24 protein-coding genes are annotated in these 25,346 nt (G+C 63.7%); 15 read left to right on the top strand and 9 right to left on the bottom strand.

Annotated features, from left to right (window positions below; genetic code table 11):
- Window positions 1-22: 22 nt before the first annotated feature.
- Window positions 23-1,288, top strand: a complete 1,266-nt coding sequence (locus AC56KZ_RS04210; protein WP_497160866.1) for a nitronate monooxygenase — start codon at window positions 23-25, stop codon at window positions 1,286-1,288.
- A gap of 139 nt (window positions 1,289-1,427) precedes the next feature.
- Entirely contained in the window at window positions 1,428-3,836 is a 2,409-nt protein-coding gene (locus tag AC56KZ_RS04215) for an EAL domain-containing protein (RefSeq protein WP_497160867.1), read from the top strand.
- A gap of 21 nt (window positions 3,837-3,857) precedes the next feature.
- Here the strand turns inward: AC56KZ_RS04215 and AC56KZ_RS04220 are convergent, their stop codons facing one another.
- On the bottom strand, window positions 3,858-4,796 hold the full coding sequence (locus tag AC56KZ_RS04220) for an exopolyphosphatase (RefSeq protein ID WP_497160868.1): 939 nt from the start codon (window positions 4,794-4,796) through the stop codon (window positions 3,858-3,860).
- 295 nt (window positions 4,797-5,091) lie between these two features.
- Here AC56KZ_RS04220 and AC56KZ_RS04225 point away from each other — a divergent pair, with 295 nt between their 5' ends.
- The 4 genes from AC56KZ_RS04225 to AC56KZ_RS04240 all read left to right on the top strand — a co-directional run bounded on the left by AC56KZ_RS04225 (window position 5,092) and on the right by AC56KZ_RS04240 (window position 9,681).
- Window positions 5,092-6,393 (top strand): sensor histidine kinase, encoded by a 1,302-nt coding sequence (locus AC56KZ_RS04225; RefSeq protein WP_497160869.1) that lies wholly within the window; start codon window positions 5,092-5,094, stop codon window positions 6,391-6,393.
- 82 nt (window positions 6,394-6,475) lie between these two features.
- Window positions 6,476-7,249, top strand: a complete 774-nt coding sequence (locus AC56KZ_RS04230) for a LytR/AlgR family response regulator transcription factor (protein WP_497160870.1) — start codon at window positions 6,476-6,478, stop codon at window positions 7,247-7,249.
- Between the two features lie 126 nt (window positions 7,250-7,375).
- Entirely contained in the window at window positions 7,376-8,551 is a 1,176-nt protein-coding gene (locus AC56KZ_RS04235; protein ID WP_497160871.1) for a PAS domain-containing sensor histidine kinase, read from the top strand.
- Window positions 8,552-8,667: 116 nt separating this feature from the next.
- Window positions 8,668-9,681 carry a porin gene (locus AC56KZ_RS04240; RefSeq protein ID WP_497160872.1) on the top strand — a complete coding sequence of 338 codons (1,014 nt, stop codon included), beginning with the start codon at window positions 8,668-8,670 and terminating at the stop codon, window positions 9,679-9,681.
- Window positions 9,682-9,813: 132 nt separating this feature from the next.
- On the opposite strand, the gene AC56KZ_RS04245 is transcribed toward AC56KZ_RS04240, so the two are convergent.
- Window positions 9,814-10,464, bottom strand: coding sequence for a class I SAM-dependent methyltransferase (locus tag AC56KZ_RS04245; protein WP_497160873.1), 651 nt, complete (start codon window positions 10,462-10,464; stop codon window positions 9,814-9,816).
- 9 nt (window positions 10,465-10,473) lie between these two features.
- The gene (locus AC56KZ_RS04250) at window positions 10,474-11,412 is read right to left on the bottom strand and encodes a CysB family HTH-type transcriptional regulator (protein WP_497160874.1); all 939 of its coding nucleotides are present in this window, start codon (window positions 11,410-11,412) and stop codon (window positions 10,474-10,476) included.
- A gap of 147 nt (window positions 11,413-11,559) precedes the next feature.
- Here AC56KZ_RS04250 and AC56KZ_RS04255 point away from each other — a divergent pair, with 147 nt between their 5' ends.
- Genes AC56KZ_RS04255 through cobA form a run of 6 tightly spaced genes read left to right on the top strand, consistent with a single transcriptional unit; the run spans window position 11,560 to window position 17,607 of the window.
- Entirely contained in the window at window positions 11,560-13,245 is a 1,686-nt protein-coding gene (locus AC56KZ_RS04255) for a nitrite/sulfite reductase (protein WP_497160875.1), read from the top strand.
- Entirely contained in the window at window positions 13,238-13,795 is a 558-nt protein-coding gene (locus AC56KZ_RS04260) for a DUF934 domain-containing protein (RefSeq protein WP_497160876.1), read from the top strand. The genes AC56KZ_RS04255 and AC56KZ_RS04260 overlap by 8 nt, the downstream gene beginning before the upstream one ends.
- An 8-nt stretch (window positions 13,796-13,803) precedes the next feature.
- On the top strand, window positions 13,804-14,520 hold the full coding sequence (locus tag AC56KZ_RS04265) for a phosphoadenylyl-sulfate reductase (protein WP_497160877.1): 717 nt from the start codon (window positions 13,804-13,806) through the stop codon (window positions 14,518-14,520).
- Window positions 14,521-14,547: 27 nt separating this feature from the next.
- Entirely contained in the window at window positions 14,548-15,486 is a 939-nt protein-coding gene (gene cysD / locus AC56KZ_RS04270) for a sulfate adenylyltransferase subunit CysD (RefSeq protein WP_497160878.1), read from the top strand.
- Between the two features lie 20 nt (window positions 15,487-15,506).
- The gene (locus AC56KZ_RS04275) at window positions 15,507-16,805 is read left to right on the top strand and encodes a sulfate adenylyltransferase subunit 1 (RefSeq protein WP_497160879.1); all 1,299 of its coding nucleotides are present in this window, start codon (window positions 15,507-15,509) and stop codon (window positions 16,803-16,805) included.
- 13 nt (window positions 16,806-16,818) lie between these two features.
- Window positions 16,819-17,607: a uroporphyrinogen-III C-methyltransferase gene (gene cobA / locus AC56KZ_RS04280; RefSeq protein ID WP_497160880.1), complete on the top strand. Its 789-nt coding sequence runs from the start codon at window positions 16,819-16,821 to the stop codon at window positions 17,605-17,607.
- Here cobA and AC56KZ_RS04285 read toward each other — a convergent pair.
- A complete protein-coding gene (locus AC56KZ_RS04285) occupies window positions 17,567-18,010 on the bottom strand; it encodes a hypothetical protein (RefSeq protein ID WP_497160881.1) in 444 nt (147 codons plus the stop codon). The genes cobA and AC56KZ_RS04285 overlap by 41 nt on opposite strands.
- 239 nt (window positions 18,011-18,249) lie before the next feature.
- Between AC56KZ_RS04285 and yghU the strand changes: the two genes are divergently transcribed.
- Window positions 18,250-19,089, top strand: coding sequence for a glutathione-dependent disulfide-bond oxidoreductase (yghU, locus tag AC56KZ_RS04290; protein ID WP_497160882.1), 840 nt, complete (start codon window positions 18,250-18,252; stop codon window positions 19,087-19,089).
- Here the strand turns inward: yghU and AC56KZ_RS04295 are convergent.
- The 3 genes from AC56KZ_RS04295 to lptF are packed head-to-tail and all read right to left on the bottom strand — an operon-like array spanning window position 19,086 to window position 21,829.
- Window positions 19,086-19,460, bottom strand: coding sequence for a sirohydrochlorin chelatase (locus tag AC56KZ_RS04295; RefSeq protein WP_497160883.1), 375 nt, complete (start codon window positions 19,458-19,460; stop codon window positions 19,086-19,088). The genes yghU and AC56KZ_RS04295 overlap by 4 nt on opposite strands.
- Window positions 19,461-19,473: 13 nt before the next feature.
- Window positions 19,474-20,667 (bottom strand): LPS export ABC transporter permease LptG, encoded by a 1,194-nt coding sequence (gene lptG / locus AC56KZ_RS04300; protein WP_497160884.1) that lies wholly within the window; start codon window positions 20,665-20,667, stop codon window positions 19,474-19,476.
- A gap of 13 nt (window positions 20,668-20,680) precedes the next feature.
- Entirely contained in the window at window positions 20,681-21,829 is a 1,149-nt protein-coding gene (gene lptF, locus AC56KZ_RS04305; protein ID WP_497160885.1) for an LPS export ABC transporter permease LptF, read from the bottom strand.
- Window positions 21,830-21,899: 70 nt separating this feature from the next.
- Between lptF and AC56KZ_RS04310 the strand changes: the two genes are divergently transcribed.
- A complete protein-coding gene (locus AC56KZ_RS04310; RefSeq protein ID WP_497160886.1) occupies window positions 21,900-23,396 on the top strand; it encodes a leucyl aminopeptidase in 1,497 nt (498 codons plus the stop codon).
- Between the two features lie 190 nt (window positions 23,397-23,586).
- Here the strand turns inward: AC56KZ_RS04310 and AC56KZ_RS04315 are convergent, their stop codons facing one another.
- On the bottom strand, window positions 23,587-23,775 hold the full coding sequence (locus AC56KZ_RS04315) for a DUF1653 domain-containing protein (protein WP_497161212.1): 189 nt from the start codon (window positions 23,773-23,775) through the stop codon (window positions 23,587-23,589).
- Between the two features lie 13 nt (window positions 23,776-23,788).
- Window positions 23,789-24,136 (bottom strand): phiTE_015 family protein, encoded by a 348-nt coding sequence (locus tag AC56KZ_RS04320; RefSeq protein WP_497160887.1) that lies wholly within the window; start codon window positions 24,134-24,136, stop codon window positions 23,789-23,791.
- 438 nt (window positions 24,137-24,574) lie between these two features.
- Between AC56KZ_RS04320 and xth the strand changes: the two genes are divergently transcribed.
- Complete coding sequence (xth, locus tag AC56KZ_RS04325; protein WP_497160888.1) at window positions 24,575-25,339, top strand: exodeoxyribonuclease III; 765 nt, start codon at window positions 24,575-24,577, stop codon at window positions 25,337-25,339.
- The last annotated feature ends 7 nt before the right edge of the window (window positions 25,340-25,346 follow it).

Genomic DNA, 25,346 nt, shown 5'->3' on the forward strand with positions numbered 1-25,346 from the left:
CTTTGGTAGTCTAAGGATAGCAATGAAACGTGTTGATGATTTCCGCCTGCGTCTGGGCAACAAGGAATATGTGCCCATCATGATCGGCGGAATGGGCGTGGACATTTCGACCTCCGAGCTGGCACTCGAGGCGGCGCGCCTGGGCGGCATCGGCCATATCTCGGATGCGATGGTGCAGGACGTGTCGGACCGCAAGTTCGATACGACCTTCGTCAAGGACAAGACCAAGCTCTACAAGTTCAACATCAACAACATGGACAAGGCGGTGGTGCAGTTCGACCTCGAGCGCCTGGCCGAGGCGACCCGCCTGCACGTGGGCGCGACGATGGCGGCGAAAAAAGGCGAGGGCCTGATTTTCGTGAACTGCATGGAAAAGCTGACCATGAATGCGCCCAAGGAAACGCTGCGCACGCGCTTGTCGTCGGCGCTCGACGCCGGCATCGACGGCATCACCATGTCGGCCGGCCTGCACCTCGGCTCCTTCGAACTGATCAAGGACCACCCGCGCTTCCGCGAAGCGAAACTCGGCATCATCGTGTCCTCCGTGCGTGCCCTGCAACTGTTCCTGCGCAAGATCTCGCGCCTGAACCGCCTGCCCGACTTCATCATCGTCGAGGGCCCGCTGGCCGGCGGCCACCTCGGCTTCGGCTCGGACTGGAGCAAATACGACCTGCATACGATCATCGACGAAATCCTGGCCTACATGCGCATGGAAAACATCGACATCCCGCTGATCGCGGCCGGCGGCGTGTTCACCGGTTCGGACGCCGTCAGCTTCCTCGAAAAAGGCGTCGGCGGCGTGCAGGTGGCGACGCGCTTTACAGTTACCCGCGAATGCGGCCTGCCCGACGAGGTCAAGCAGGAGTATTTCCGCGCCAGCGAAGAAGACATCATCGTCAACGGCATCTCGCCCACCGGCTACCCGATGCGCATGCTGAAAAGCACGCCGGCGATCGGCTCGGGGATCCGCCCCGGTTGCGAGTCCTATGGCTACCTGCTCGACGCCACCGGCAATTGCGCCTACATCAATTCGTATAACCGCGAAGTGCTGGCCAACCCGGAAGTCAAGAATCCGCCGGTGCTCGACAAGACCTGCCTGTGCACGCACATGCGCAACTTCAATTGCTGGACCTGCGGCCATTACACCTATCGCCTGAAGGACACCAGCCACAAGCTGGCCGACGGCAACTACCAGATCCTGAGCGCCGAGCACGTGTTCAAGGACTACCAGTTCAGCGTCGGCAACGGCATTGCCCTGCCGCCGCTTGTGGAAAGCGCGGCGGCATAAGCTGCGACAGCGCCTCGACATCGAAAACCACTCCCCGGAGTGGTTTTTTTGTTTTTACACAAGTGCGACACGATTGCGGGAACGGAGGTAGGCTGAGCGAGTCCAACTGAGGTTGCCAATCCTCGCAAAGGCGCCAAGCATGACCACGTCCATACCGACTGCCCGTGCCGCCTTCCTGCTCGAGGAATCTGGCAACATTGCGGCCTGGAATAGCGCCTGCGAGCTACTGCTCGGATTCGCGGCCGCCGCCATGATCGGCCAGTCGCTCGGCGCCGTGCTCATCGGTATCGATCCGCACGACAGCGAGGAACGCTGGCAAGGCCTGACGGAAAACCACGGCCAGGCCAACCAGGTCGTGCTGCGCCATGCGAACGGCGGCGCCATCCATGCCGAGCTCACGCTGCAGCCACAGACCGGGCTCGACGGGACCACGCGTTTCTGGGTCGCCGCCATCGACAACCTGCACGACGAGGACACGCCCGAATCGGTGCTGGTCGGCCGCACCCCGCTGGCGCGGGTGGTCGACGTCCTGCCAGGTACCTTCTACGCCATCAACCGCGACGGCCGTTTCGTGCTGTGGAACCACAACCACGAGCGCATCACGGGGCTGACTCCCGAGGAAACCGCCGCCACCAACGCCCTCGAACTGTTCGACCTGCAAACCCGGCCCATGATTGCCGAGCACATCCGCCGCGTATTCGACAACAACGAGGAAGTCATGCTCGAAGCCGACGTCATCGCGCGTAGCGGCCAGGACACGCCGATGCTGCTGTGCGGCTCGCGCATCGACTGCAACGGCGGGCAATACCTGTTCGGCATGGGGCTCGACATTTCCGAACTGCGCCGCCAGCAAGGCGCCCTGCGCCTGCGCGAGCGCGCCCTGCATGCGGCCAACAACGGCATCGTCATCACGCGCATCGAGGGGCCGGATTGCCCGATCGAATACGTCAACCCGGCCTTCGAGCGCATCAGCGGCTATTCGGCCCACGAAGTCATGGGGCGCGACTCGCGTTTCATGGCGGCGCCCGGCATGGACGCCGGCGAACGCGCCCGCGTGCACGATGCGATCGTCGCGCGCCGTGCGGTCAACGTGGTGTTTCGCAACCTGCGCAAGGATGGCGAGCTGTTCTGGAACGACCTGAGCATCACGCCGGTCCAGGACGAGCATGGCGAGACCACCCATTTCATCGGCATCCTCATGGACGTGACCGCCAACAAGCAGCGCACGGCCCACCTCGAGCACGAGGTCAACCATGATCCCCTGACCGGCCTGGCCAACCGCAACCTGCTATGGGACCGGCTCGAGCAGGCATTGCACCTGTCGCAGCGCCAGAAGTCGATGGTGGCCGTCGTGCTGATCGACCTGGACAACTTCAAGAACATCAACGACAGTTCCGGCCACGAAGCCGGGGACGTGGTGCTGAAGGTGGTGGCGCGGCGCTTGCAGGCCTCGGTGCGCGACAGCGACACCGTGGCGCGGCTGTCCGGCGACGAATTCGTGCTGGTGCTGGTCAACCAGCCTTCGCTGCGCTTCACGCTGCGCATGATCGAGCGCCTGCGCCAGGGCCTGTCCCAGCCGGTCTCGTTCATGCACAAGGAAATTGCGGTCGGCGCGAGCCTGGGCGTGTCCGTGTACCCCCACGACGGCGCCACTGCCGCCGACCTGATCCGGGCAGCCGACGTCGCCATGTACCATGCCAAGGCGAGCGGACGCGACGACATCCATTTCTTTTCCAGCGACATGAAGTCGACCACCGAAGCGCGCCAGGCACTCGACTCCGGCATGGCGCACGCGATTGAGCGCAAGGAATTGTTCGTCCTCTACCAGCCTTCGATCGATGCGCGCAGCGGCCGCGTCAAATGCTTCGAAGCCCTGCTGCGCTGGCAGCATCCGGTGCACGGCGTGCTGCTGCCCTCCTCCTTCCTCCAGGAAGCCGAGGAAAACGGCCGCATCGTCCAGTTCGGCGCCTGGGTGCTCGACCAGGCCTGTATTTTTCTCGCCGACCTGAAGCTGCTCGGCATTACGGACGTGCCCGTCACGGTGAATGTCTCGGCGCGCGAATATGGCCAGCAAGACTTCGTCTCCGGCATCGCCAGCCGCCTGGGACAGCACGGCCTGGCGCCCGACAGCCTGCAAATCGAACTGCGCGAGGAAACCCTGATCCGCAATCCCGGCCAGGTGCGCGACCTGGCAATCCAGCTGAGACAGCATGGCCTGACACTGTCGGTCGATGAATTCGGCCACGGCATTTCGGATCTGGGTTTTTTGCGCGAACTGTTCGTGGGGCAGCTGAAACTGGCCAAGGAAGCGGTCCATTCGATTGCCGCCGACGATCCCGAGGGCGGCGAAGGCAGCACCATGGCGCGCACCCTGATCGATATCGGCCACAACCTGAACATGCCCGTCATCGGCGAGGCGGTCGAAACACGCGCCCAAATGGATTTCCTGACCTCGCACGGCTGCGACGCCTTGCAGGGCATGCTGTTTTCCGAACCGATGGCGCCGGAAGCGGCGCGCGAGATGATGCGCGACCGCGTCCCCGCGTAAGGGGTGCGGCCGCAGGCCGGGTCAGCCTTCGCTCGTGATCCGGTGGATCAGCGCCCCCAGCACATCTTCGGCCATGTCGTTCGATACCTGGCAGGTGCCGGCGTTTTCATGCCCGCCGCCGCCATATTCGAGCATCAGGCTGCCGATGTTCGTCTTCGAGCTCCGGTTCAGGATCGATTTTCCGGTCGCAAATACCGTGTTCTGGTTCTTCAGGCCCCACAGCACGTGGATCGAAATGTTCGTCTCCGGGAACAGGGCGTAGATGATGAAGCGGTTACCGGCGAAGATCGTCTTCTCTTCGCGCAGGTCGAGCACGACCAGGTTGCCGTGCACGCGGGCGCAGCGGCGGATCTGCTGCTTGCACAGGTCGACGTGCTCGAGATACAGGGTGGTGCGCTCCTGGACGTCGGGCAGGGCCATGATCTGGTCGATCGAATGCTGGCGGCAGGCATCGATCAGCGCCATCATCAGCTGGTAGTTCGAGATGCGGAAATCGTGGAAGCGGCCCAGGCCCGTGCGTGCATCCATCAGGAAGTTCAGCAGGTTCCAGCCGGCCGGCTGCAGCACTTCCTCACGCGAAAAGCGGGCGCTGTCGGCCTTGTCGACGGCCGCCATCATGTCTTCCCAGTCGCGCGGGAAGGCAGCGGCGCCGCCATAATGGTCCCAGACCACGCGCGCGGCCGATGGCGCCTGCGGGTCGATCACGTGGTTGGCGCGCACGCCGCTGTTGCGGATCGTCTCGGAGTGGTGGTGGTCGAAGGCCAGGTGGGCGCCGGCAACGTACGGCAAATTGGTCGTGACGTCGCGCCCGCTGATGGCAATTTTGCCATCCTGCATATCCTTCGGATGGACGAACAGGATGTCGTCGATCAGGTCCAGGTGCTTGAGCAGGACCGCGCACACCAGTCCATCGAAATCGCTGCGGGTAACGAGGCGGAATTGAGTCGGAATGGCGGACATCGGCACACCCTTTCGTTGAAGTTTGGGCATTGGAAAGTCGTTTTATCATACCGTGCAAAGTTTCCTGCTGTCAGCTTTTTATCGGCCTCTTACCCTCCGTGGGAAGCGGCCGCGGCGCCTCGGCACGCATTCCACGCCCCGCTTCCTGCAGGCTGTCGCAAAGCGCGTCTCCTGTCGGCAGCCACCGGTTAAGGTTGTAGCATTCCAACACTTATCCCAGATGGCTTTTCGGCACCAACAACGCGGGGACGCGGTACACTCGCTCCCGACCACGAACCGACGAACAGACACGACCATGCAAGCCCGCAGCGCCACCCACCACCAATTTTCCGGCATCCTGACCTCGCTCTACCGCGCCTTCGACGCGGTCGCGACCTGGGTGACCCAATTGTCATGGTGGATGTTTTTCCTATTTGCGGGCCTGGTGCTGATCGCTGGCTTCATTGTGGAGGACATGCTGTTCTCCAGCAGCGGCGCCGAACTGGCCGCCGTCGAGCGCGCGGCGCGGCGCGAGCAGACCAGCATCGTGATCGACGACAGCGGCATCCGCTTCAATCCTCGCAATATGCCGCGCAATATGCCGCGCCCGGCGCCGCCCGAGCTCGCGCCGCAGCCGCCGCTGCCGCCAGGCGTGCCGGCCGGCGAGCCGGAACTGCCCGCGGCGGCGCGCGCGAACGACCCAGCGATCCCCGCCGACCCTGCGCTGCCGAAGGGCATGCAGGCGAACGGCCAGGGGGTGCACATCGAACTGCCGCCGCAGATCGCCGAAGAGCTGTCGGTCGCCATCGAGGGCGCCGTCGACGATGCGGCCGAGGCGAAAGTGTCGCGTTATCACAAACAGGCATCGCGCTGGTTCATCAGCTTCGTGGTGCTGCTGGTACTGGCGCTGTTCGGCATCAAGGCCTTAATGGGCGGCAAAAAACGCGCCGAACAGCAAACCCGCAGCGCCAACGCCGCCGCCGAGCGCGAATCGATGCAGCGCCAGCTGTCGGAGGCGAAGATGCAGATGATGCAGGCCCAGGTGGAACCGCACTTCCTGTTCAACACGCTCGCTTCCGTCGAGCACCTGATCGAAACCAACCCACCGCGTGCGTCCGCCATGCAGCGCAGCTTGATCCAGTACCTGCGCGCGGTCCTGCCGCAGATGCGCGACAACACCCTCGTCACCAACCTCGGACGCGAAGTCGACATGGTGACGGCCTACCTCGAGCTGCTGAAAATGCGGATGGAAGAGCGCCTGACGGTCGACATGAACATCCCCGACGCGCTGCGCAGCGCGGCTTTCCCGCCGATGATGCTGCAGTCGATGGTTGAAAATGCCATCAAACACGGCCTCGAGTGCAAACCCGAAGGCGGCACCCTGAAAGTCGTGGCCGATGTCGCCGAGGGTAAGCTGCGCATCACCGTGCTCGACGACGGTGTCGGTTTCGGCGTGGTGCCGAGCACCGGCACCGGGCTCGGACTGCCGACCATCCGCGAGCGCCTGCGCCTGCTGCACGGCGACGCCGGCCAGCTGCACATCGCGGCCAACAGCCCGAGCGGCGTGATCGCGATGGTCGAGGTGCCCTACCAGGTCTCGCGCGGCCCGATCATGTGAGGCCTTCGCCTTGCCTGCGGCGCGATTTTCTTGAATAATCGTCACTCCCTGTATTGTCACTTTCCTTCCACCGGACCACACCATGCCTACTGCAATTATTGCCGACGATGAAAGACTGATGCGCGACCAGCTGCGCATGCGCCTGGAGCAGGTGTGGCCGGAACTGGAAATCGTGGGCGAAGCCAGGAATGGCGAGGAAGCCGTGGAACTGGTCGGCCAGCACCAGCCGGACCTGACCTTCCTGGACATCCGCATGCCCGGCAAGACCGGCATGGAAGCGGCGCGCGAGATTGGCGAGCGCAGCCAGATCGTGTTCGTCACCGCCTACGACCAGTATGCGGTCGAGGCCTTCGAGCGCGGCGCGGTCGATTACATCCTGAAGCCGTCCGAGCCGGAGCGCCTGAAGCTGACCGTCGAGCGCCTGAAAGAACGGCTGCAGGCGCGCCAGGGCAAGCCCGGCGCGGTGGTGAACGACAGCGTCACGGCGATGCTGTCGCAACTGGCGGAAAAGATCGCGGCGCCCAAGCCGAAGCACCTGCAATGGATCCAGGCCAGCATCGGCCAGGACCTGCGCATGATCCCGGTCGAGGACATCCTGTTTTTCCGCTCGGACGAAAAATATACCTGCGTGCAGACCGCGAGTTTCGAGGCGCTCATCAGGAAGCCGGTGCGCGACCTGGCCGACGAACTCGACCCGGCGCTGTTCTGGCAGATCCACCGCGCCACCCTCGTCAACGTGAATGCCATCGAGGGCGTGACGCGCGACATCCGCGGCCGCCACCTGGTGCTGGTCAAGGGCCGTTCGGAAAAACTCGAAGTGAGCCGCAGCTTCCTGCATTTGTTCAAGCAGATGTAGGCGGGGCGCAGCTCAGCCGTGCTTGTGGCGCCTCAAGCCAGCCATTCCGTGTGCACCGTATCGTAGCGTTTGGTCCGCATGCGCGGACGCTGATGTTAACGCAGGCATACCGGCAGGCATATCCACATGAAACGACTGCGCAGTGCGCTTCCCGGCAAGCGCACTCTGGCGATGTTCGGGCTTGGCTACCTGGCCGCGCGGGTGCTCGATCGCGCCAGGCGCCGCGCCGGCGCTGAAACGCGGGCGGGAGACGATTCTCCCCTGCACCACAGCCGGCGCATCTTCCACAATGCCGGCGAAGCCATCGTCTCGGCCGACGACAGCAGCCGCATCGTGCTGGCCAATCCGGCGGCGGCCAGCATGTTCGGCGTCAGCGTCCAGCAGATGCAGGGCAGCCCGCTGGCGCGCTTCATCGAAGCGCCCGGCGAGCAGCACGGCGCGCCGCCCGACTTCTTCCGTGCCGACGGCCGCGCCGGCCGCCGCGGCACCGATTACGCCGGCACGGGCCTGCGCCCGGGCGGCGAGCGCTTCGCGATCGAAGGCTCGATCGGCGGCACGCTGCAGGAGGGGCGCACGCTCTACACGATCATCCTGCGCGACGTGTCCGAGCGCCAGCTGGTGCAGCACAAGCTGGCGCGCTCGCACGACCAGCTGCGCCAGCTCTCGAGCGCCCTGCAGACCATCCGCGAAGAAGAACGCACCCACATCTCGCGCGAACTGCACGACGATCTCGGCCAGCTGCTGGCCTCGCTGCGCATGGACCTGACCCTGCTGCAGGAAGCCTGCAGCGCCACCCCCGCCACCCAGCACCTGGTCAAGGCGATGGACCACAACCTGCTGACCGCCATCACCTCGCTGCGCCGCATCGCCACCAACCTGCGCCCGCGCGCCCTCGACGAAGGTGGCCTGTATTTCGCCTTGCAGGGCTTGCGCGACGATTTCATCGAGCGCCACGGCATTGCCTGCACCCTGCTGGCCGACGAAGCCGAGCTGCGTCTCGACGATGCCGCCAGCACCGCCGTGTTCCGCATCGTCCAGGAAGCGCTGACCAATGTCGCGCGCCATGCGCAGGCGACGAGCGTGACGATGAACCTGTACCGCATCGACCACCAGCTCCTGATCACGATCCGCGACGACGGCCGCGGCATTCGCGAAGCGGACATGGAAAAGGCCGAATCGCTGGGCCTGATCGGCATGCGCGAGCGGGTCTGGGCCCTGAAGGGCGACATTTCCGTCAGCGCTGACGAACCGCCCGGTACGCGCATCGATATCGTCCTGCCGATCGCCGACCACATCGTGTAGCGCCCGCAGTCGTCTCCCTGTGTCACGAAGGAGACATATTGCCCCGATAAGATGGCTCGACCTTGAGTTTGCCAGAATGCCAACTCAATCCTTCGCCCCACTTATTGGAGATTCACATGCATTACAAAGCCCTGGCCGCCGCGCTGATCACGACCCTGCCGCTGTTTGCGCATGCGCAGACCAACGTCGCCATCTACGGCACCATGGACGCCGCCATCGCCCTCGAGGACACCGATGCACCCGGCGAAAAGCGCCGCACCGTCATCAATTCGGGCAACCAGTCCAGCAGCCGCCTCGGCTTCCGTGGCACTGAAGAACTGGGCAATGGTTTGAAAGCCATGTTCAACATCGAAGCGGGCCTGGCCCTGGACACCGGCGCCGGCGACTCGGCCCTGTTCGGCCGCCGCGCCGTGGTCGGCCTGCAAGGCAGCTTCGGCCAGGTCACGGTGGGCCGCGAATACAGCCCGGTAGCCTCGGTCGCCGCGGCCACCGACGTGTTCGGCCAGGGTTTCTACGGCAGCAACCTGTCCGCCTTCACCGCCAACCGCCTGACGCGCCGCTTGGCCAACTCGGTCAACTTCAAGAGCGCACCGGTATCCGGTTTCAGCCTGCTGGCAGCCTGGTCGGCCGGCGAGCGCACCGTCGAACCGTCGGGCGACCTGTCCGGCGTGGCGCTGGAATACGTGAACGGCCCCTTCTATGTCGGCGCCGGCTATCACCGCCTGGAACGCATCGTCTTCCACCACGATGCGGAACGCGTCCTCGGCGTCGGCGTCAAGCTGGGCAACTTCGACTTCAAGGCGAATTACCTCTCCGCCGACCAGGCCGGCTCGAACAACAAGTTCGAGCAGGTCAATGCCGGCGCGTCCTACGGCATGGGCGCGAACAAGTTCTTCGTGAACGTGCAGCGCAATGAAATCGAAACTGGCGCCCGCGGCAACGCCTGGGCCATCGCCGCCAGCCACGCGCTGTCGAAGCGCACCAACCTGTACACCAGCTACGGCACGGTGCGCAACAACGAGCGCGCCGTCTTCGGGCTGAACTCGTCGTCGACCAGCGTGACGCCTCCGGCAACCGCCCTGGGCGCCGATCCGAGCGCGTTCACCCTGGGTGTGCGCCACACGTTCTGATGGTGTGTTTGACGGAGTGACGTAGGGTGGGCGGCTATGCCGCTCACGCGTTCAATCCACGTATGAAATGCCCGCTCGCCTGTTCTTGGGCGCGCTGAACGCGTGAGCAGTAGACCTGCCCACCCTACGGACTCACTTCAGTTTGCAGGTCAAAATCCAGAAAAACTCCACGCGCTCGATCCGGATGTCCTTGCCGGCGCTTGCCAGGCGCTTGCGCAGGGCGCTGTCGGACTGGTAGCTCTTCGGCAGTTCGAAGCGCTCGCCGGAAGGCGCGGTCTGAATTTCGTAGGTCGTGCCGTCCGAATCGGTGCGGGCGATGGTTTCGCTGAAACCTTCGACGAAGGAATCGTCGAGCAAGACCAGCATCACGTCCTTGCCGAGGCGCTTTTTCAGCGTCGCCAGCAGGCTTTCCTGCTCCTTCTTGTTCAGGTGCGACCACAGGAAACTGACCAGCACTGCGGAAAATTTTCCTAGGTCTTCCGGCAAGTCGAGCGCATCCGCCACGCGGAAGCTCACTTTACCTTCGGGCATGCCACGCTCGCGGGCGATGTCGATCAGTGAAGCGTTGATGTCGACCGCCAGCACCGACTGCGCCGACTCCGCCACCACTTCGGTCCAGAAGCCGGTGCCGCAACCGAGTTCCAGCACCGTATGCCCCGACAACAAGGTGCCGAGGTGGATGCTCATGTCGTCGATGTCCTCGTCCATGTCGGGCTCGAGGTATTTGTCTTCGAGGGCTTCGCCCAGCAGGGCGTAATACTTGGCTACTTGTTGATTGTTCATGTCGATTTCTTAAAGTTCATAGTTTTCGCCGCCGCGCATCGCAGACTCGACCATCTTGCGGGTCAGGCTCGGCGCCAGCAATTCGATGAAAGTATAAATATAGCTGCGCAGGTAGGCGCCCTGCTTCACCGCCACGCGCGACACGTTCATGCCGAACAGGTGCCCCACTGGAATGGTGCGCAGGTTGCGGTCGCGTTCGGCATCGAAGGCCATACCGGCGATGATGCCCACCCCCATGCCCAGTTCGACATAGGTCTTGATGACGTCGGCGTCGATGGCTTCCAGCAGCACGTCCGGTTTCAGCTCGCGCAGGTTGAAGGCGTGGTCGATCTTGCTGCGCCCGGCAAAGGCGGCGTCGTAGGTGATCAGCGGGTAAGCGGCGATTTCTTCCAGCGAAATCGCACGCGAGCGCAGCAATTCGTGTTCCGGCGGCACCACGATCACGTGCTCCCACTGGTAGCAGGGCATGGTGACCAGGCCATCGATCGCCGCAATCGCTTCGGTCGCGATCGCCAGGTCGGCCTGGCCGCTCTTGACCATGTCGGCGATCTGCTTCGGATTGCCTTGCAATAGCGACAGGCGTACCTTCGGGAACTTGAGCATGAAGGCTTGCACCACCTTCGGCAGCATGTAGCGCGCCTGGGTGTGCGTGGTGGCAATGGTAAAACTGCCGCTGTCGTGGGCCGCGTATTCCTTGCCGATGCGTTTCAGGCTCTCGATTTCCTGCATGATCAGCTCGACCGAGGTCAACACCAGCCGCCCCGGCTCGGTCAGCCCGCGAATGCGCTTGCCGTGGCGGGTGAAGATGTCGACGCCGAGTTCTTCCTCGAGCTCGATGATGGCCTTGGAGACGCCCGGCTGGGACGTGAACAGGGCCTTGGCCGCATCGGTCAGGTTGTAGTTCTGGCGCACGGCTTCGCGCACGAAACGCAGTTGGTGAAGGTTCATGCCTGTTGTTCTTGTGTATATAAAAGGGGCAAACGCTATTTTATGCCATTGCTTATGCCCTTACCGTATATAAGCAAATAAATTGTCAGTCGTTTGGAATAAGGCCGCCAGCGCTTACCATCCAGACTAGCTTAGAGGAATACAAATATGTACCGTTACGACCAGTACGACCACCTCATCGTCCGCGAACGCATCGCGCAGTACCGCGACCAGGTTGCGCGCCGCCTGAACGACGAGTTGACCGAAGAAGAATTCGTGCCGCTGCGCCTGCAGAACGGTCTGTACATGCAGCGCCACGCCTACATGCTGCGCATCGCCGTGCCCTATGGCCTGCTGTCGACAAGCCAGCTGCGCATGTTCGCCCATATCGCCCGCAAATACGACCGCGGCTACGGCCATTTCACGACGCGCCAGAACATCCAGTTCAACTGGATCGAGCTGGAGCAGACGCCGGACATCCTGGCGCACTTGGCCTCGGTCGAAATGCACGCGATCCAGACCTCGGGCAATTGCATCCGCAACATCACGACCGACGAGTTCGCCGGCGTTGCCGCGGACGAGATCATGGACCCGCGCCCGTTCGCGGAAATCCTGCGCCAGTGGAGCACCTTCCACCCCGAATTCATCGCCCTGCCGCGCAAGTTCAAGGTGGCGATCAATGGCGCCGTGGAAGACCGCGCCGCGATCGCGATCCACGACATCGGCCTGACCCTGGTGCATAACGAGGCAGGCGAAGCAGGCTTCAAATTCATGGCCGGCGGCGGCATGGGCCGCACGCCGATCCTGGGCAGCGTGATCCGCGACTTCCTGCCCTGGCAGCACATGCTGACCTATACCGAAGCCGTGATGCGCGTGTACAACTCCTACGGCCGCCGCGACAACAAGTACAAGGCGCGCATCAAGATCCTGCTGAAATCGATGGGCGTCGAGGAATTCGCGCGCCTGGTCGAGGAAGAGTGGCAAGACCTGAAGGATGGCCCGGAAACGCTCACCCGCGAGGAATACGACCGGGTTGCCGCCTATTTCGAAGCCCCCGCCTATGAAACCTTGCCAAGGATCGATCCGCTGGCCGAGCACGCGGACAGCAAGCCCTTCGCGAACTGGCTGCAGCGCAACGTCAAGCCGCACAAGGTGCCGGGCTATGCGAGCGTCGTACTGTCGCTGAAAAAGACGGGCGTGCCACCCGGCGACGCGACCGCCGAGCAGATGGATTTCGTGGCCGACCTGGCCGACAAGTACAGCTTCGGCGAGCTGCGCGTGACCCACGAGCAAAACCTGGTGCTGGCCGACGTCCAGCAAGCCAGGCTGTTCGAGGTCTGGACCCTGGCCAAATCGAAAGGCCTGGCGACGCCGAACATCGGCTTGCTCACCGACATCATTGCCTGCCCGGGCGGCGATTTCTGCTCGCTGGCGAATGCGAAATCGATCCCGATCGCCGCCGCCATTGCCGAGCGTTTCGACAACCTCGACTTCCAGCACGACATCGGCGACATCGAACTGAACATCTCGGGCTGCATCAATGCCTGCGGCCACCACCATGTCGGTTCCATCGGCGTGCTTGGCGTCGACAAGGATGGCAGCGAGTGGTACCAGGTGTCGATCGGCGGTGCGCAGGGCAACAACTCGGCCATCGGCAAGATCATCGGCCCCTCGTTCTCGGGCGGCCAGATGCCGGAAGTAATCGATCGCCTGCTGCAGGTGTACGTCGGCCAGCGCTTCGAAGGCGAGCGCTTTGTCGACACCGCACAGCGCCTCGGCATCGGGCCGTTCAAGGAACACGTGTACGCCACGCCGATTTCAAAAGGCGAACTGGTGGGGGAAGACCATGCTTGAAGCACACAAGGAAATCATCCGCGGCCGCGAAGTGGTGCCTGACGACTGGAGCGTCCTGCGCCTGGCCGAGGGAGAAGCTGCGGAGACGGTCGCCGTCCCGGAAGGCAAGCTGATCGTGCCTTTGAGCGTCTGGCTGGCGCAAAAGGACGCTCTCGCCGCGCGCGCCGAACTCGGCGTCTGGATCGCTGCCGACGAGCGCTTCGAAAGCCTGCAGGGCGAGGCCGACCGCTTCGCCGTGATCGCGGTCGACTTCCCGAAGTTTTCCGATGGCCGCGGCTATTCGATCGCCTTCAATGTCAGGAAGCGCCTCGGCTATACCGGCGAACTGCGCGCCATCGGCGACGTGCTGCGCGACCAGCTGTTCTCGATGTCGCGCGTGGGCTTCGATGCCTACGCGACGCGCCCGGACCGCTCGATCTACGACGCGCTGAAGGGGTTGACGGTGTTTTCCGAAACCTACCAGGCCTCGGTCGACCAGCCGCTGCCGCTGTTCCGTCGCAAGGAACGCGACCTGCCGCCGGAACACCTGGACGCCGGCGCCGGCATCTGAGGAACACGATGAGCGATCTCGCCCTTCGCGTCCTTGAAACGCAATCCATCCTGGCGCGCATCGCCGCCGATTTTACGCCGGCCGTGTTCGCCTCCAGCCTGGCTGCGGAGGACATGGTGCTGACCGACCTGATCCTGCGCGCAAAACTGCCGATCGACATTTTCTCGCTGGAGACGGGCCGCCTGCACGGGGAAACCCTGGCCGTGCTCGACGCCGTGAAAGCCACCTACGGCTATGACATCGCGCTGTTCCGCCCGGACCCGCTGGCGGTCGAGCGCTACGTGACCCAGAACGGCCTGAACGCTTTTTACGACAGCGTCGAGATGCGCCGCGAATGCTGCCGCATCCGCAAGGTCGAGCCGCTGGGGCACGCGCTTGCCGGCAAGAAGGCCTGGATCACCGGGCAGCGCCGCGCTCAGTCGGCCACGCGGAGCGACCTGGCGATCCAGGAAGACGATCCGGCGCACATGATGGACAAGTTCAATCCGCTGGCCGACTGGACAGAAGAAAACGTGTGGGACTACATCCGCGCCAACAATGTGCCCTACAACGCCCTGCACGACCGCGGCTATCCGTCGATCGGCTGCGAGCCCTGCACCCGCGCCGTGCAGCCGGGCGAGGACGTGCGCGCCGGGCGCTGGTGGTGGGAAAACCCGGAATCGAAGGAATGCGGCCTGCACCTGGTCGACGGCAAATTGATTCGCATTAAATCCGTGGCCGCCTGAGCCACAACAGTACACAAGGCAGAACCCATGACGAACCTCCTAGACGCCAGCAGCATCCTCGCCACCGTCAACGCGCGCCACCTCGACACCCTCGAATCCGAGGCGATCCACATCCTGCGCGAAGTGGCCGCCGAGTGCGCCAACCCTGCCCTGCTGTTCTCGGGCGGCAAGGACTCGGTGGTGCTGCTGCGCCTGGCCGAAAAGGCTTTTCGTCCCGGCAAGTTCCCCTTCCCGCTGGTGCACATCGACACCGGCCACAATTTTGAAGAAGTCATTTCCTTCCGCGACGCCAGGGTTGCCGAACTCGGCGAGCGCCTGATCGTCGGCTCGGTCGAGGAATCCATCCGGCGCGGCACCGTGCGCCTGCGCAACCCGGCAACCGACTCGCGCAACGCGGCCCAGGCCGTGACGCTGCTCGAAACCATTGCCGAACATGGTTTCGATGCCTGCATCGGCGGCGCCCGCCGTGACGAGGAAAAGGCGCGCGCAAAGGAGCGCATCTTTTCCTTCCGTGACGAATTCGGCCAGTGGGATCCGAAAGCCCAGCGCCCGGAACTGTGGGACCTGTATAACACCCGCGTCCACCCGGGCGAAAACATGCGCGTCTTCCCGATCTCGAACTGGACCGAACTCGACGTGTGGCAATACATCGCCCGCGAAGGCCTGGCCCTGCCGCCGATCTATTTTGCCCACGAGCGCCAGGTGATCCCGAGGAATGGCCTGCTGGTGCCGCTCACGCCGCTGACGCCGCCGCGCGACGGCGAGACAGTCGAGACGCAAACCGTCCGCTTCCGTACCGTCGGCGACATCTCCTGCACCTGCCCGGTGTCCTCAAGCGCCGCCACGGTCGAAGCGATCATCGCCGAAACCGCCGTCACCCAGGTGACCGAACGCGGCGCGACCCGGATGGATGACCAGACCTCGGAAGCCTCGATGGAAAAACGCAAGAAGCAAGGATATTTCTGATGAACGCCCGGGACCAAGCCATGACCGAGAACCTCACCCAGCACAGCCTGCTGCGCTTCATCACCGCCGGTTCCGTCGACGACGGCAAGAGCACGCTGATCGGCCGCCTGCTGTACGACAGCAAGGGCATCTTTGCCGACCAGCTGGCCGCCGTATCGCGCTCGAAGCACAAGCGCACCGTCGGCGACACGATCGACCTGTCGCTGCTGACCGACGGCCTCGAGGCCGAGCGCGAACAGGGAATCACGATCGACGTCGCCTACCGCTATTTCGCGACGCCCAAGCGCAAGTTCATCATCGCCGACACCCCGGGCCACGAGCAATACACGCGCAACATGGTGACCGGCGCCTCGACCGCGGACGCCGTGATCATCCTGGTCGATGTGTCGAAAGTGAAGCTGCGCGAAGACGGCGGCGTCGAGCTGCTGATCCAGACCAAGCGCCACTCGACCATCGCCAAGTTGCTGCAGATCGAGCACGTCATCGTCGCCGTCAACAAGATGGACCTGATCGGCTACGACCAGGGCGTCTACGAGCGCATCGTCGCGGCCTACCAGGAATTCGCGGCCTCGCTCGGGTTGAAGGATGTGACCGCGATCCCGCTGTCGGCGCTGGCCGGCGACAACGTCGTCGATCGCTCCGACAAGCTGGCCTGGTACACCGGCCCGACCCTGATCGAGCTGCTCGAATCGCTCTCGGTCTACGACGAAGCACACGAGGCGCCCTTCCGCTTCCCGGTGCAGCTGGTGGCGCGCCACAACGGCCACGAGGCGAACGACTTCCGCGGCTACATGGGCCGCATCGAATCGGGCAGCGTGGCGGTCGGCGACAAGCTGGTGGTGCAGCCCTCGGGCCAGGCGGCGACAGTGAAGGAAATTCTCACCTTCGACGGTGCGCTCGAGCGCGCCGCCGCCGGCCAGTCGGTCACGCTGCTGCTGGACGAATACCTGGACATCTCGCGCGGCGACACGCTGTCCGGCGCCGCGCAGCCGGCCACCCTCCTGAAACAGGTGGTGGCCGATGTCTGCTGGATGGCGGACGAGCCGCTCGATGTGCGCCGCAAGTACTGGATCAAGCACGGCACGCGCCAGACCAGCGCGAAGGTGACGAAGCTCGACACCTTGCTCGACATCAATACGCAACAACGCCACCCCGCCGAAGGCCTGAAGCTCAACGATATCGCGCGCATCCACCTGAGCGTGCAGCAGCCGCTGGCAGCCGACGCCTATGCCGACAACCGTGCCACCGGCGCCTTTATCCTGATCGACGAAGTCACGCACCAGACCGTCGCGGCGGGTATGATTCGACTGAGCGAATAACAGGGAGCGGCCCATGGGCCTTCTGGAGGACAAGCCGGCCCGGCGGGCCGGCAAGGTCTGGCTGGTCGGCGCCGGGCCGGGCGCTGCCGACCTGATCACGGTGCGCGGCGCGCGCCTGCTGGCGCAGGCCGACGTCGTGCTCTACGACGCGCTGGTCACGCCCGATATGCTGGCACTGTGCACGCGGGCGGTCCTGATCTCGGTGGGGAAACGCTCGGGCCAGCGCTCGACGGCCCAGGAATCGATCAACCGCCAGCTGGTCGAATGCGCCTTCATGTACGACACCGTAGTGCGCCTGAAAGGCGGCGACCCGATGCTGTTCGGCCGCGCCGACGAGGAATTGCGCGCGCTCGAAGCCGAGGGTATCGCCGTCGACATTGTCCCCGGCATCACCACCGCGGTGGCCGCGGCGGCGGCCACCAGGCAGCCGCTCACCAAAAGGGGCGTCGCCCGCAGCGTCGCCTTCTTCACTTCCAGCACCGGACCGGACCAACCGGAACATCCCGCCCTGCCCCACACCGACACGCTGATCCAGTACATGGGCGGGCGCGAAGCCGCGGCCACGGCCGAACGGCTGCTGGCCGAGGGGCGACGGCCGGACACGCCGGTGGTGGTGGTGGAGAACTGCAGCCGGCTCGACGAGCGCATCGACCGCCTGACGCTGGCCGACTTGGCCCTTGGCCTGGGCGCGGCGCACGGGCCGGTGCTGGTGATGATAGGCGAGGCCCTGCGCCAGCGCGAACACCAGCCCGGCAGCGCTCCTAGTGCGCCCGGGCCTGGTCGTATTCCTCGATCTGCCTGACCAGGCGGTCGGCGGCAAGCTGGGTGTCGGCGGCGATGCGGTTCAGGTGGGCGATGGCCGCCTCCAGACGCGCACCGGCGCGGCCGCGGCATTCGCGCGTGCGCCACAGCGCGAGGTCGCGCCGCATGCCGGCCAGGTCGTCCTTCAGTTCGGACAGCATGCGGCGCAGGCTGCGGTCGGCGTCGACCATGCCGGGGATGCTGCCTGCGTGCAGGCGCCCCGACAGGGTGGCGATCTTCATGCCCATCGCAGCGATACGGCGGGCCGTCGCGTCGATGCGGCGCGCGCAGCGCGTCTGGGCGAACATGCCGCCGGGGAGACGGACGCCGTCCCAGGACGGGATTTCGCCAGGGCGGGCATTGAACAGCTTGGCAAGGATCAGTTTCAGGATGGATGGGAGCATGGTCGTGCACCTGTCGGTGGGAGAGGCCGGCGCGGCTGGAACTGCCCGAGAAGTGTGTTCGACATCCCGGGGGCTGTCAAACGAGGCACGGGTACCCGAACATGATCTGAAACAAGCCCTGGCCGGATCGCCGCAAAATCGGGCCGCCCAAGCGCGAACGAGGCGAAACGGGTAAGCTCGCGGCACATGCCATGCTGACATCACTGGCGCCTATCCACTTCGAATGCGAGGAGATTTTCATGTCCGACCAAGCTTACGTGCCGCCCCGGGTCTGGGTGCCTGCCGAATCCGGCGGCGCTTTTGCCAACATCAACCGCCCGGTCGCCGGCCCGACCCACGAGGCGCCGCTACCTGTCGGCAAGCACCCGCTGCAGCTGTACTCGCTGGCCACGCCGAACGGCGTGAAGGTGACGATCATGCTGGAAGAATTGCTCGCCGCCGGACACAAAGGCGCCGAATACGATGCCTGGCTGGTCCGCATCAACGAAGGCGTGCAGTTTTCCAGCGGCTTCGTCGAGGTCAATCCGAATTCGAAAATTCCGGCGCTGATGGACCGCAGCGATCCGGCAGCGCCACTGCGCGTGTTCGAGTCCGGTTCGATCCTGGTTCACCTGGCCGAAAAATTCGGCGCCTTCCTGCCGAAAGACGGACCGGCGCGCACCGAAACGATGAACTGGCTGTTCTGGCAGATGGGTTCGGCGCCCTTCGTCGGCGGCGGCTTTGGCCACTTCTACGCCTACGCGCCCGAGAAATACGAATACCCGATCAACCGCTATGCGATGGAAGCGAAGCGCCAGCTCGACGTGCTCGAGCGCCAGCTGGCGCAGCACCGTTTCGTGGCAGGGGACGAGTACACCATCGCCGACATGGCGATCTGGCCCTGGTATGGCGGCCTGGTGCTGGGGGAGCTGTACGAGGCGGCAGAGTTCCTGTCGGTGCACGAGTACAAGCAGGTGCGGCGCTGGGCCGACGAGATCGCGGCGCGTCCGGCGGTGATCCGCGGGCGCAAGGTCAATCGCGTGCGCGGCGCGCCGGAGGAGCAGGTGGCCGAGCGGCACGACGCGGCGGATTTGGATTAAGCGCGGGGTAAAGCGCCCACGCAATAATCCGTCATCGCCGCCAGCACGCCGGGGTCTTCGCCGACCGCGCCCACCACGTTCAGGGTGAGTGCGGGATGCGCGGCGCGCAATTCTTCGGCCAGCAGCGGCAAATCGCGCAGCAAGTGACCGCCCTGCCCCAGGAACACCGGCACGATCGTGACTTCGCGCACGCCGCCGGCCACCAGTTCGGCCACCGTTTCCGGCAGGCGCGGCTCCATCAGTTCGAGGAAGGCCAGCCGCACCTCCACGCCCGGGATGCGCGCACGGGTGGCGTCGCGCAGGCGCTCGAAGGGGACGGCCCAGGAAGCGGCGCGGGCGCCGTGGGCAAACAGGACAAGGGCTCGCTGCATCAGACGTTTTCCATTAGTGTCGCTCGACCCAGCGCAGCGCCAGGATGGCGAGCAGCAGGAACAACAAACTCGGCGCCAGCGCCGTGAACAAGGCGGGCCAGGTCGAGAGCAGGCCCAGGTGCGAGAACAGTGAATTGATCAGGATGAAGCCGACCCCGATCATGATGCCGACAAAAATCTTCAGGCTGACGCCGCCGCTTCTCGTGTGCAGGTAGGCGAAGGGCAGCGCCAGCGCCATCAGGACAAAAATCGCCAGCGGGTCGAAAATCTTCTTCCAGAACGCAATCTTGAAGCGCTCGCTCTCCTGGCGGTTTTCGACCAGGTGGCGCGAATACACCGCCAGCTCATTGGCCGACATGCGCTCGGGATCGCGGCGCGACACCTGCAGGATCTTGGGCGTGATCTCGGAGGCCAGGTTCATGCTGGCCACCTGGCGCGTGGCGACCGCGCTGGTCTCCTGGCCATAGGTGCTCTGGATGTCCTGGCCCCTTGGCAGCGGCAATCCCGGCGCCGGCAGCGCGCGGCTGTTGCGAAACAGCGTTTCCGTCACGTCCTGCAGGCGCCAGGTGCCGTCGCCATTGAAGGACGCGCTTTTTGCCGTGATCAGGGCGCGCATGCGCAGCGCCGTGTCGAACTCGTAGAGGCGCACGTCGACCAGCGAGCCGTCGGGACGGATCTGGCGCGCATTGAAAAAGCGCGAGCCGACGATCGGGCCGCGCACGCCGTTCGCCCCTTCGGCATGCACGTTATCCTTGGTCCACATCCCGGAACGAAATTCCGAGGCCAGCGTGGCGCCCTTCGCCGAGAGGCGCAGCTTTTCGGCCAGCGGCGCAGTGCGCGGGGTAATGAGCTCGCCGAAGATGAAGGTGACGACGACGAACACGATACCGATCTTGAACAGCATCCAGCCCACCATCCGTGTCGACATCGACGAGGCGCGCATGATGGTGAATTCGGAAGTCTGCGCGAACTGCGCGAGCGCATAGATGGTACCGATCAGCGCCGCCACCGGCATGACTTCATACACGTGCCCGGGCAGCATCAGCGCCACGTACAGCAGCGCATGATGAAACATGTAGTTACCCTTGCCGACCTCGGGCAGTTCGCGCGTCAGGTCCATGAAGGCGATCAGGCCGAGGAAGGCGACCAGCACGAAGACGACCGCCTGCGTGATATTGATTGCAAAATAGCGCTGTAGTACCTTCATTGCTGGACTTTCATCACGTCTGCGCCGCCATCGCGCCGGCCGTCTTGCCACGCAAGCGGCGCTTCAAGGCATTGACCAGCACTAGCGGATGGTAATGGTGATTCACGTTCAGGCGCCAGGCGAACAAGCCGAGGATGATCAGGGCGACGATCAGGTGCAGTGGCCACCAGGCCATGCCGAACTCGATCTTCTGCTGCTTGACGCTGGCCTCGACCATCTTGACCAGATTATTGTAGGTAAAGAAAATCAGCAGGGCGAGGATCAGGTTGGCGGAGCTGCCGGCACGCGGATTGACGAAGCCGAGCGGGATAGCGAGCAGGATCAGCAGCAGGCAGACAATCGGCTGCGAGATGCGTGATAGCAGCTCCGAACGCGTGTACTGGTTCTTTACGGCCAGCAGCGTCGGTGTCGATTGCGCGTCGAGTGGCACGTCGGCGCCGAGCACCGGCACGTTGGTTGCCACGCGCATGCTGTACCGCTCGAACTCCATCGACTGGAAATCGGCCTGTCCCGGTACGCCTTCGTAACGCCGGCCGTTTTTGAGCACCAGGTACTGGCCGCCCTTGCCGTCGGCCTCGATCACGCCCTCGCGCGCAACGACGATCGACTTGCCGTCCTTGCCCTGGTCGGTATTGACGAACACGTTCTGGACGACGGTCGCGCCGTTGGTGCTGCCTTCGACAAAGAAGACGCGGTCGGCCGAGGAAGACTCGCGGAACTGGCCGGGCGCCACGCGTTTCAGGTCTTCGCGTTTCTCGAAACGCTGGATGAATTCCGTGCTCTTCATCTTGGCCCAGGGCGCCACCACCAGCGACACCGCCCCCACCAGCAGCACCAGCGGCAGGCCGAAGGTCAGCACCGGACGGATCCAGGCCAGCAGCGACTGGCCCGAGGCAAACCAGACGACCATTTCGGAATCGCGGTAGCTGCGCGTGATGGCGACCAGGACTGAAATAAAACTGGTGAGAATCAGGACAGTTGGCAGATAATTCAATGATTGAAACGCAATCAATGCGACGGCGTCGCCGGATGCGACGCGTCCTCCCGCGGCCCTGCCGAGAATGGCAATCAGGGTCCAGGTGACAGTCACCGTGAACAATACCGTGAAGGTTGCCCCGGCAGCGCTGGCGAGTTCACGATGCAAGGCGCGGTGGAAGATCATTCGATAGTTATAATTGCAGGTTGAGCAGTGGCACAAGCAAATGCACGCACAATATGAAACGGAGAATCAAATGGACTTTAGCATAAAAGCATTCGACACAAAAAACACCCTGGCCGCGGCCAAGACCGGCTGTTTGGCAGTGGCGGTGTACGAAAACAAAAAACTGTCGCAGGCTGCGAAAGCCCTCGATCAAACCGGTGAAATCACGGCGGCATTGAAGTCGGGCGACATCACCGGCAAGGCTGGTTCGACCCTGCTGCTGCGCGGCGTGGCCGGTGTGGCTGCGGCGCGCGTGCTGCTGGTCGGCATGGGCGCAATTGAAGCGGCGGGCGAGAAAAGTTTCAATACCGCGGTCGGCGCGACGCTCAAAGCCTTCGCAACGCTGGGTGCGGCGGATGCCATTATCGCATTTCCGACGGATGAATTGAAAGAGCGCACGCCTGAATGGGCATTGCAGGCGATGGTGCTGGCCGCTACCGAGAGCGAATTCCGCACCGACGCGCAAAAGAGCAAGAAGGACCCGGCCCCGGCCGGCGTGCGCAAGATCACGCTGGCCCTGCCGCAGGCCGATGGCGCCGCCAAGGCCACGCTGGCGCGAGCGATCGCAATCGCCAACGGCATGAACCTGACCAAGGAACTGGGCAACCTGTCGCCGAATATCTGCACCCCGACCTATCTCGCCACCATCGCCCGCAAACTCGCCGACGACCATGGTTTCGACGTCGAAGTCCTCGAGCGCAAGCAGCTCGAAGCCCTGAAGATGGGTTCCTTCCTGGCCGTGGCCAAGGGCAGCGACGAAGCGCCGAAGTTCATCGTCCTCAAGCACATGGGCGGCAACAAGAAGGACGCGCCGACCGTCCTGGTCGGCAAGGGCATCACCTTCGACTCGGGCGGCATCTCGATCAAGCCGGGCCCCGGCATGGACGAAATGAAGTACGACATGGGCGGCGCCGGCTCGGTGCTGGGCACCTTCCGCGCGATCGGCGAGATGGGCTTGAAATTGAACGTGATCGGCATCGTCGCCACCTGCGAAAACATGCCCTCGGGCCGCGCGACCAAGCCGGGCGACATCGTCACCGCGATGAACGGCCTGACCATCGAGATCCTGAATACCGACGCCGAAGGCCGCCTGATCCTGTGCGACGCCCTCACCTACGCCGAGCGCTTCAACCCGGCCGTGGTGGTGGACATCGCCACGCTGACGGGCGCCTGCATCGTCTCGCTGGGCCACCACAACAGCGGCCTGTTCACCCGCCACGACGCCGCTCACGATGCGCTCGCCGACGAGCTGCTCGAAGCGGGCAAGCAGGCCGGCGACGGCGCCTGGCGCCTGCCGATCGGCGAGATCTACAACGAGCAGCTGAAATCGAACTTCGCCGACCTCGCCAACATCGGCACGCCCGGCGGCGCCTCGATCACGGCCGCCTGCTTCCTCGAGAACTTCACCCGCAACTACACCTGGGCCCACCTCGACATCGCCGGCACCGCCTGGAAGAGCGGCGCGCAAAAAGGCGCGACCGGCCGCCCGGTGCCGCTGTTGACGACCTTCCTGCTCAATCGCGTGTGATGGTCAGCTGAAATGGAAAAGGGCCTCTGATGAAGAGGCCCTTTTTTTACACCGTAGGGTGCGGCCGGGCCGCGCAGGCTCTGCCCACGCGGTCTCACCGTATGCGGATGGCGCGGTGGAACATGGGCCGGAGAATCACGACGGTCCGTACCGCGTGGGCGGAGCCCACCCTACGAACTACGAAAACCAATTACGACACCGGCGCGAAGCGCGGCGTCAGCACGCCATCCACCTCGATCAGCTCGAAGAACACCGCCTTCGGCCGCGCCCAGACCGATCCGTCCGCGGCACGGTAGATGATCATCGGCGTCAAATCGGCCTCGAGCGTGGCCTCGCAGACCAGCTCGTAGAGGCCGCCTTTGTAATGACGGTACTGTATCAAGCCGGTATCCTCAAGCCTGGTCGGCCGTGGCTTTCTGCTTTTTCTTCAGGCTCTGGATCACTTTCAGCACGCCTTCGATGCCGGCGGTGTCGTCCATGTCGCTGAAAGCGTCGAGCACTTCGTTGAGCACGCGATTGCGCACCGCCGCTTCGTCAGGCTGGATCGCCTTGACGGCGACTTCGCCTGCCGCGAATTTCGACGGCGTATCGGCTGCCGATTTGGCGCCGTGCGCCAGGGCTGCCTGCCAGATCACCCAGCGGCGCTGGGTTTCGTAGACCAGGTATTCCTCGGGTTTGTCCTCACGGCGACGAACAATGTGGCCGTCACGCTGGGCCCATGCTTCAAATGCACTGCGCATCTCAGTCCTTTACATGTGGGTACGAATACTCGCTATCGAAACAGCAATATTTCACCATAGTACCATTTCACCCTTGAATCCTTTGCACGGATGACGCTCAATCGTGCGCAGGGCAAAAGCGGCGAATGCTGCCAAAACGAGTAAAGCCTTCGTTATCCGAATACAACTGGATATTACCATTGAGTAACATCCACAGAATGTGACATGCTACACCGTAAGTGTTAAGCCCCGCCAGCATTAATTGCATCCTAAGCGGCAATATATTTTAAACCACTAAATTGTTGATAGAGCATTCTCGTTGCAATTAATGCAAACAGGTTCGTCATGTGTGGGATTCGTGCACATTTTGCTGAAGTTGCAGGAAATATCATCAAGCCCGATACTGCGCAGCAGCCGTGGCGGACTGTCCGTCGTGCAATTCACTTATCCTGTCTCACCATGAAAATAGCAACCTGGAACGTTAATTCACTGAAAGTGCGCCTGCCGCATTTGCTGCGCTGGCTGGAAACAAATCCGGTCGATGTGCTCTGCCTGCAAGAAACAAAACTCACCGACGACAAGTTTCCTTTTGCCGAGATCAATGCGGCTGGTTACCAGGTGGTTTTCAACGGCCAGAAAACCTATAACGGCGTCGCCATCCTGTCGCGCTATCCGATCCAGGACGTCGTCAGGAACAATCCGCATTTCGACGACCCGCAGCAGCGCATCATTGCCGCCACCATTGAAGGCCTGCGTGTCATCTGCGCGTATATCCCGAATGGCCAGACGGTCGATTCGGACAAGTATGTCTACAAGATGGCCTGGCTCGATGGCCTGCACAGCTGGCTGGCCGAGGAACTGCTTGCCCATCCGCGGCTTGCGCTGCTGGGCGACTACAACATCGCGCCGGAAGACCGCGACGTCCACGATCCGGTCGAATGGGAAGGCAAGATCCATTGCTCGGAGCGCGAACGCGCGGCGATGATCGCGATGGCCGGCCTGGGGCTGGTCGATGCGTTCCGCCTGTTCGAGCAGCCGGACAAGCAATATAGCTGGTGGGATTACCGCATGATGGGCTTTCGCCGCAACCGCGGCCTGCGCATCGACCACATCCTGTTATCGAACGCCCTGGCGCCGCGCTGCACGGGGTGTGTGATCGATCGCGAACCGAGGAAGTGGGAGCAGCCGTCGGACCACACGCCGGTCATTGCAACGCTGGAGTGATCCTGCG

Source organism: Telluria sp. LT2P34, from assembly GCF_059685915.1.

Excerpts from the sequence above, each read along its gene's own strand:
- AC56KZ_RS04250 (WP_497160874.1), bottom strand. The coding sequence starts at position 11,412 with ATGAACCTTCACCAACTGCGTTTCGTGCGCGAAGCCGTGCGCCAGAAC.
- yghU (WP_497160882.1), top strand. The coding sequence starts at position 18,250 with ATGTCCGACCAAGCTTACGTGCCGCCCCGGGTCTGGGTGCCTGCCGAA.
- AC56KZ_RS04220 (WP_497160868.1), bottom strand. The coding sequence starts at position 4,796 with ATGTCCGCCATTCCGACTCAATTCCGCCTCGTTACCCGCAGCGATTTC.
- AC56KZ_RS04235 (WP_497160871.1), top strand. The coding sequence starts at position 7,376 with ATGAAACGACTGCGCAGTGCGCTTCCCGGCAAGCGCACTCTGGCGATG.
- AC56KZ_RS04295 (WP_497160883.1), bottom strand. The coding sequence starts at position 19,460 with ATGCAGCGAGCCCTTGTCCTGTTTGCCCACGGCGCCCGCGCCGCTTCC.
- AC56KZ_RS04310 (WP_497160886.1), top strand. The coding sequence starts at position 21,900 with ATGGACTTTAGCATAAAAGCATTCGACACAAAAAACACCCTGGCCGCG.
- cysD (WP_497160878.1), top strand. The coding sequence starts at position 14,548 with ATGACGAACCTCCTAGACGCCAGCAGCATCCTCGCCACCGTCAACGCG.
- AC56KZ_RS04245 (WP_497160873.1), bottom strand. The coding sequence starts at position 10,464 with ATGAACAATCAACAAGTAGCCAAGTATTACGCCCTGCTGGGCGAAGCC.
- AC56KZ_RS04320 (WP_497160887.1), bottom strand. The coding sequence starts at position 24,136 with ATGCGCAGTGCATTTGAAGCATGGGCCCAGCGTGACGGCCACATTGTT.
- AC56KZ_RS04285 (WP_497160881.1), bottom strand. The coding sequence starts at position 18,010 with ATGCTCCCATCCATCCTGAAACTGATCCTTGCCAAGCTGTTCAATGCC.
- AC56KZ_RS04215 (WP_497160867.1), top strand. The coding sequence starts at position 1,428 with ATGACCACGTCCATACCGACTGCCCGTGCCGCCTTCCTGCTCGAGGAA.
- AC56KZ_RS04230 (WP_497160870.1), top strand. The coding sequence starts at position 6,476 with ATGCCTACTGCAATTATTGCCGACGATGAAAGACTGATGCGCGACCAG.
- AC56KZ_RS04260 (WP_497160876.1), top strand. The coding sequence starts at position 13,238 with ATGCTTGAAGCACACAAGGAAATCATCCGCGGCCGCGAAGTGGTGCCT.
- cobA (WP_497160880.1), top strand. The coding sequence starts at position 16,819 with ATGGGCCTTCTGGAGGACAAGCCGGCCCGGCGGGCCGGCAAGGTCTGG.
- AC56KZ_RS04265 (WP_497160877.1), top strand. The coding sequence starts at position 13,804 with ATGAGCGATCTCGCCCTTCGCGTCCTTGAAACGCAATCCATCCTGGCG.
- AC56KZ_RS04210 (WP_497160866.1), top strand. The coding sequence starts at position 23 with ATGAAACGTGTTGATGATTTCCGCCTGCGTCTGGGCAACAAGGAATAT.
- AC56KZ_RS04225 (WP_497160869.1), top strand. The coding sequence starts at position 5,092 with ATGCAAGCCCGCAGCGCCACCCACCACCAATTTTCCGGCATCCTGACC.
- lptF (WP_497160885.1), bottom strand. The coding sequence starts at position 21,829 with ATGATCTTCCACCGCGCCTTGCATCGTGAACTCGCCAGCGCTGCCGGG.
- lptG (WP_497160884.1), bottom strand. The coding sequence starts at position 20,667 with ATGAAGGTACTACAGCGCTATTTTGCAATCAATATCACGCAGGCGGTC.
- AC56KZ_RS04240 (WP_497160872.1), top strand. The coding sequence starts at position 8,668 with ATGCATTACAAAGCCCTGGCCGCCGCGCTGATCACGACCCTGCCGCTG.
- AC56KZ_RS04255 (WP_497160875.1), top strand. The coding sequence starts at position 11,560 with ATGTACCGTTACGACCAGTACGACCACCTCATCGTCCGCGAACGCATC.
- xth (WP_497160888.1), top strand. The coding sequence starts at position 24,575 with ATGAAAATAGCAACCTGGAACGTTAATTCACTGAAAGTGCGCCTGCCG.
- AC56KZ_RS04275 (WP_497160879.1), top strand. The coding sequence starts at position 15,507 with ATGACCGAGAACCTCACCCAGCACAGCCTGCTGCGCTTCATCACCGCC.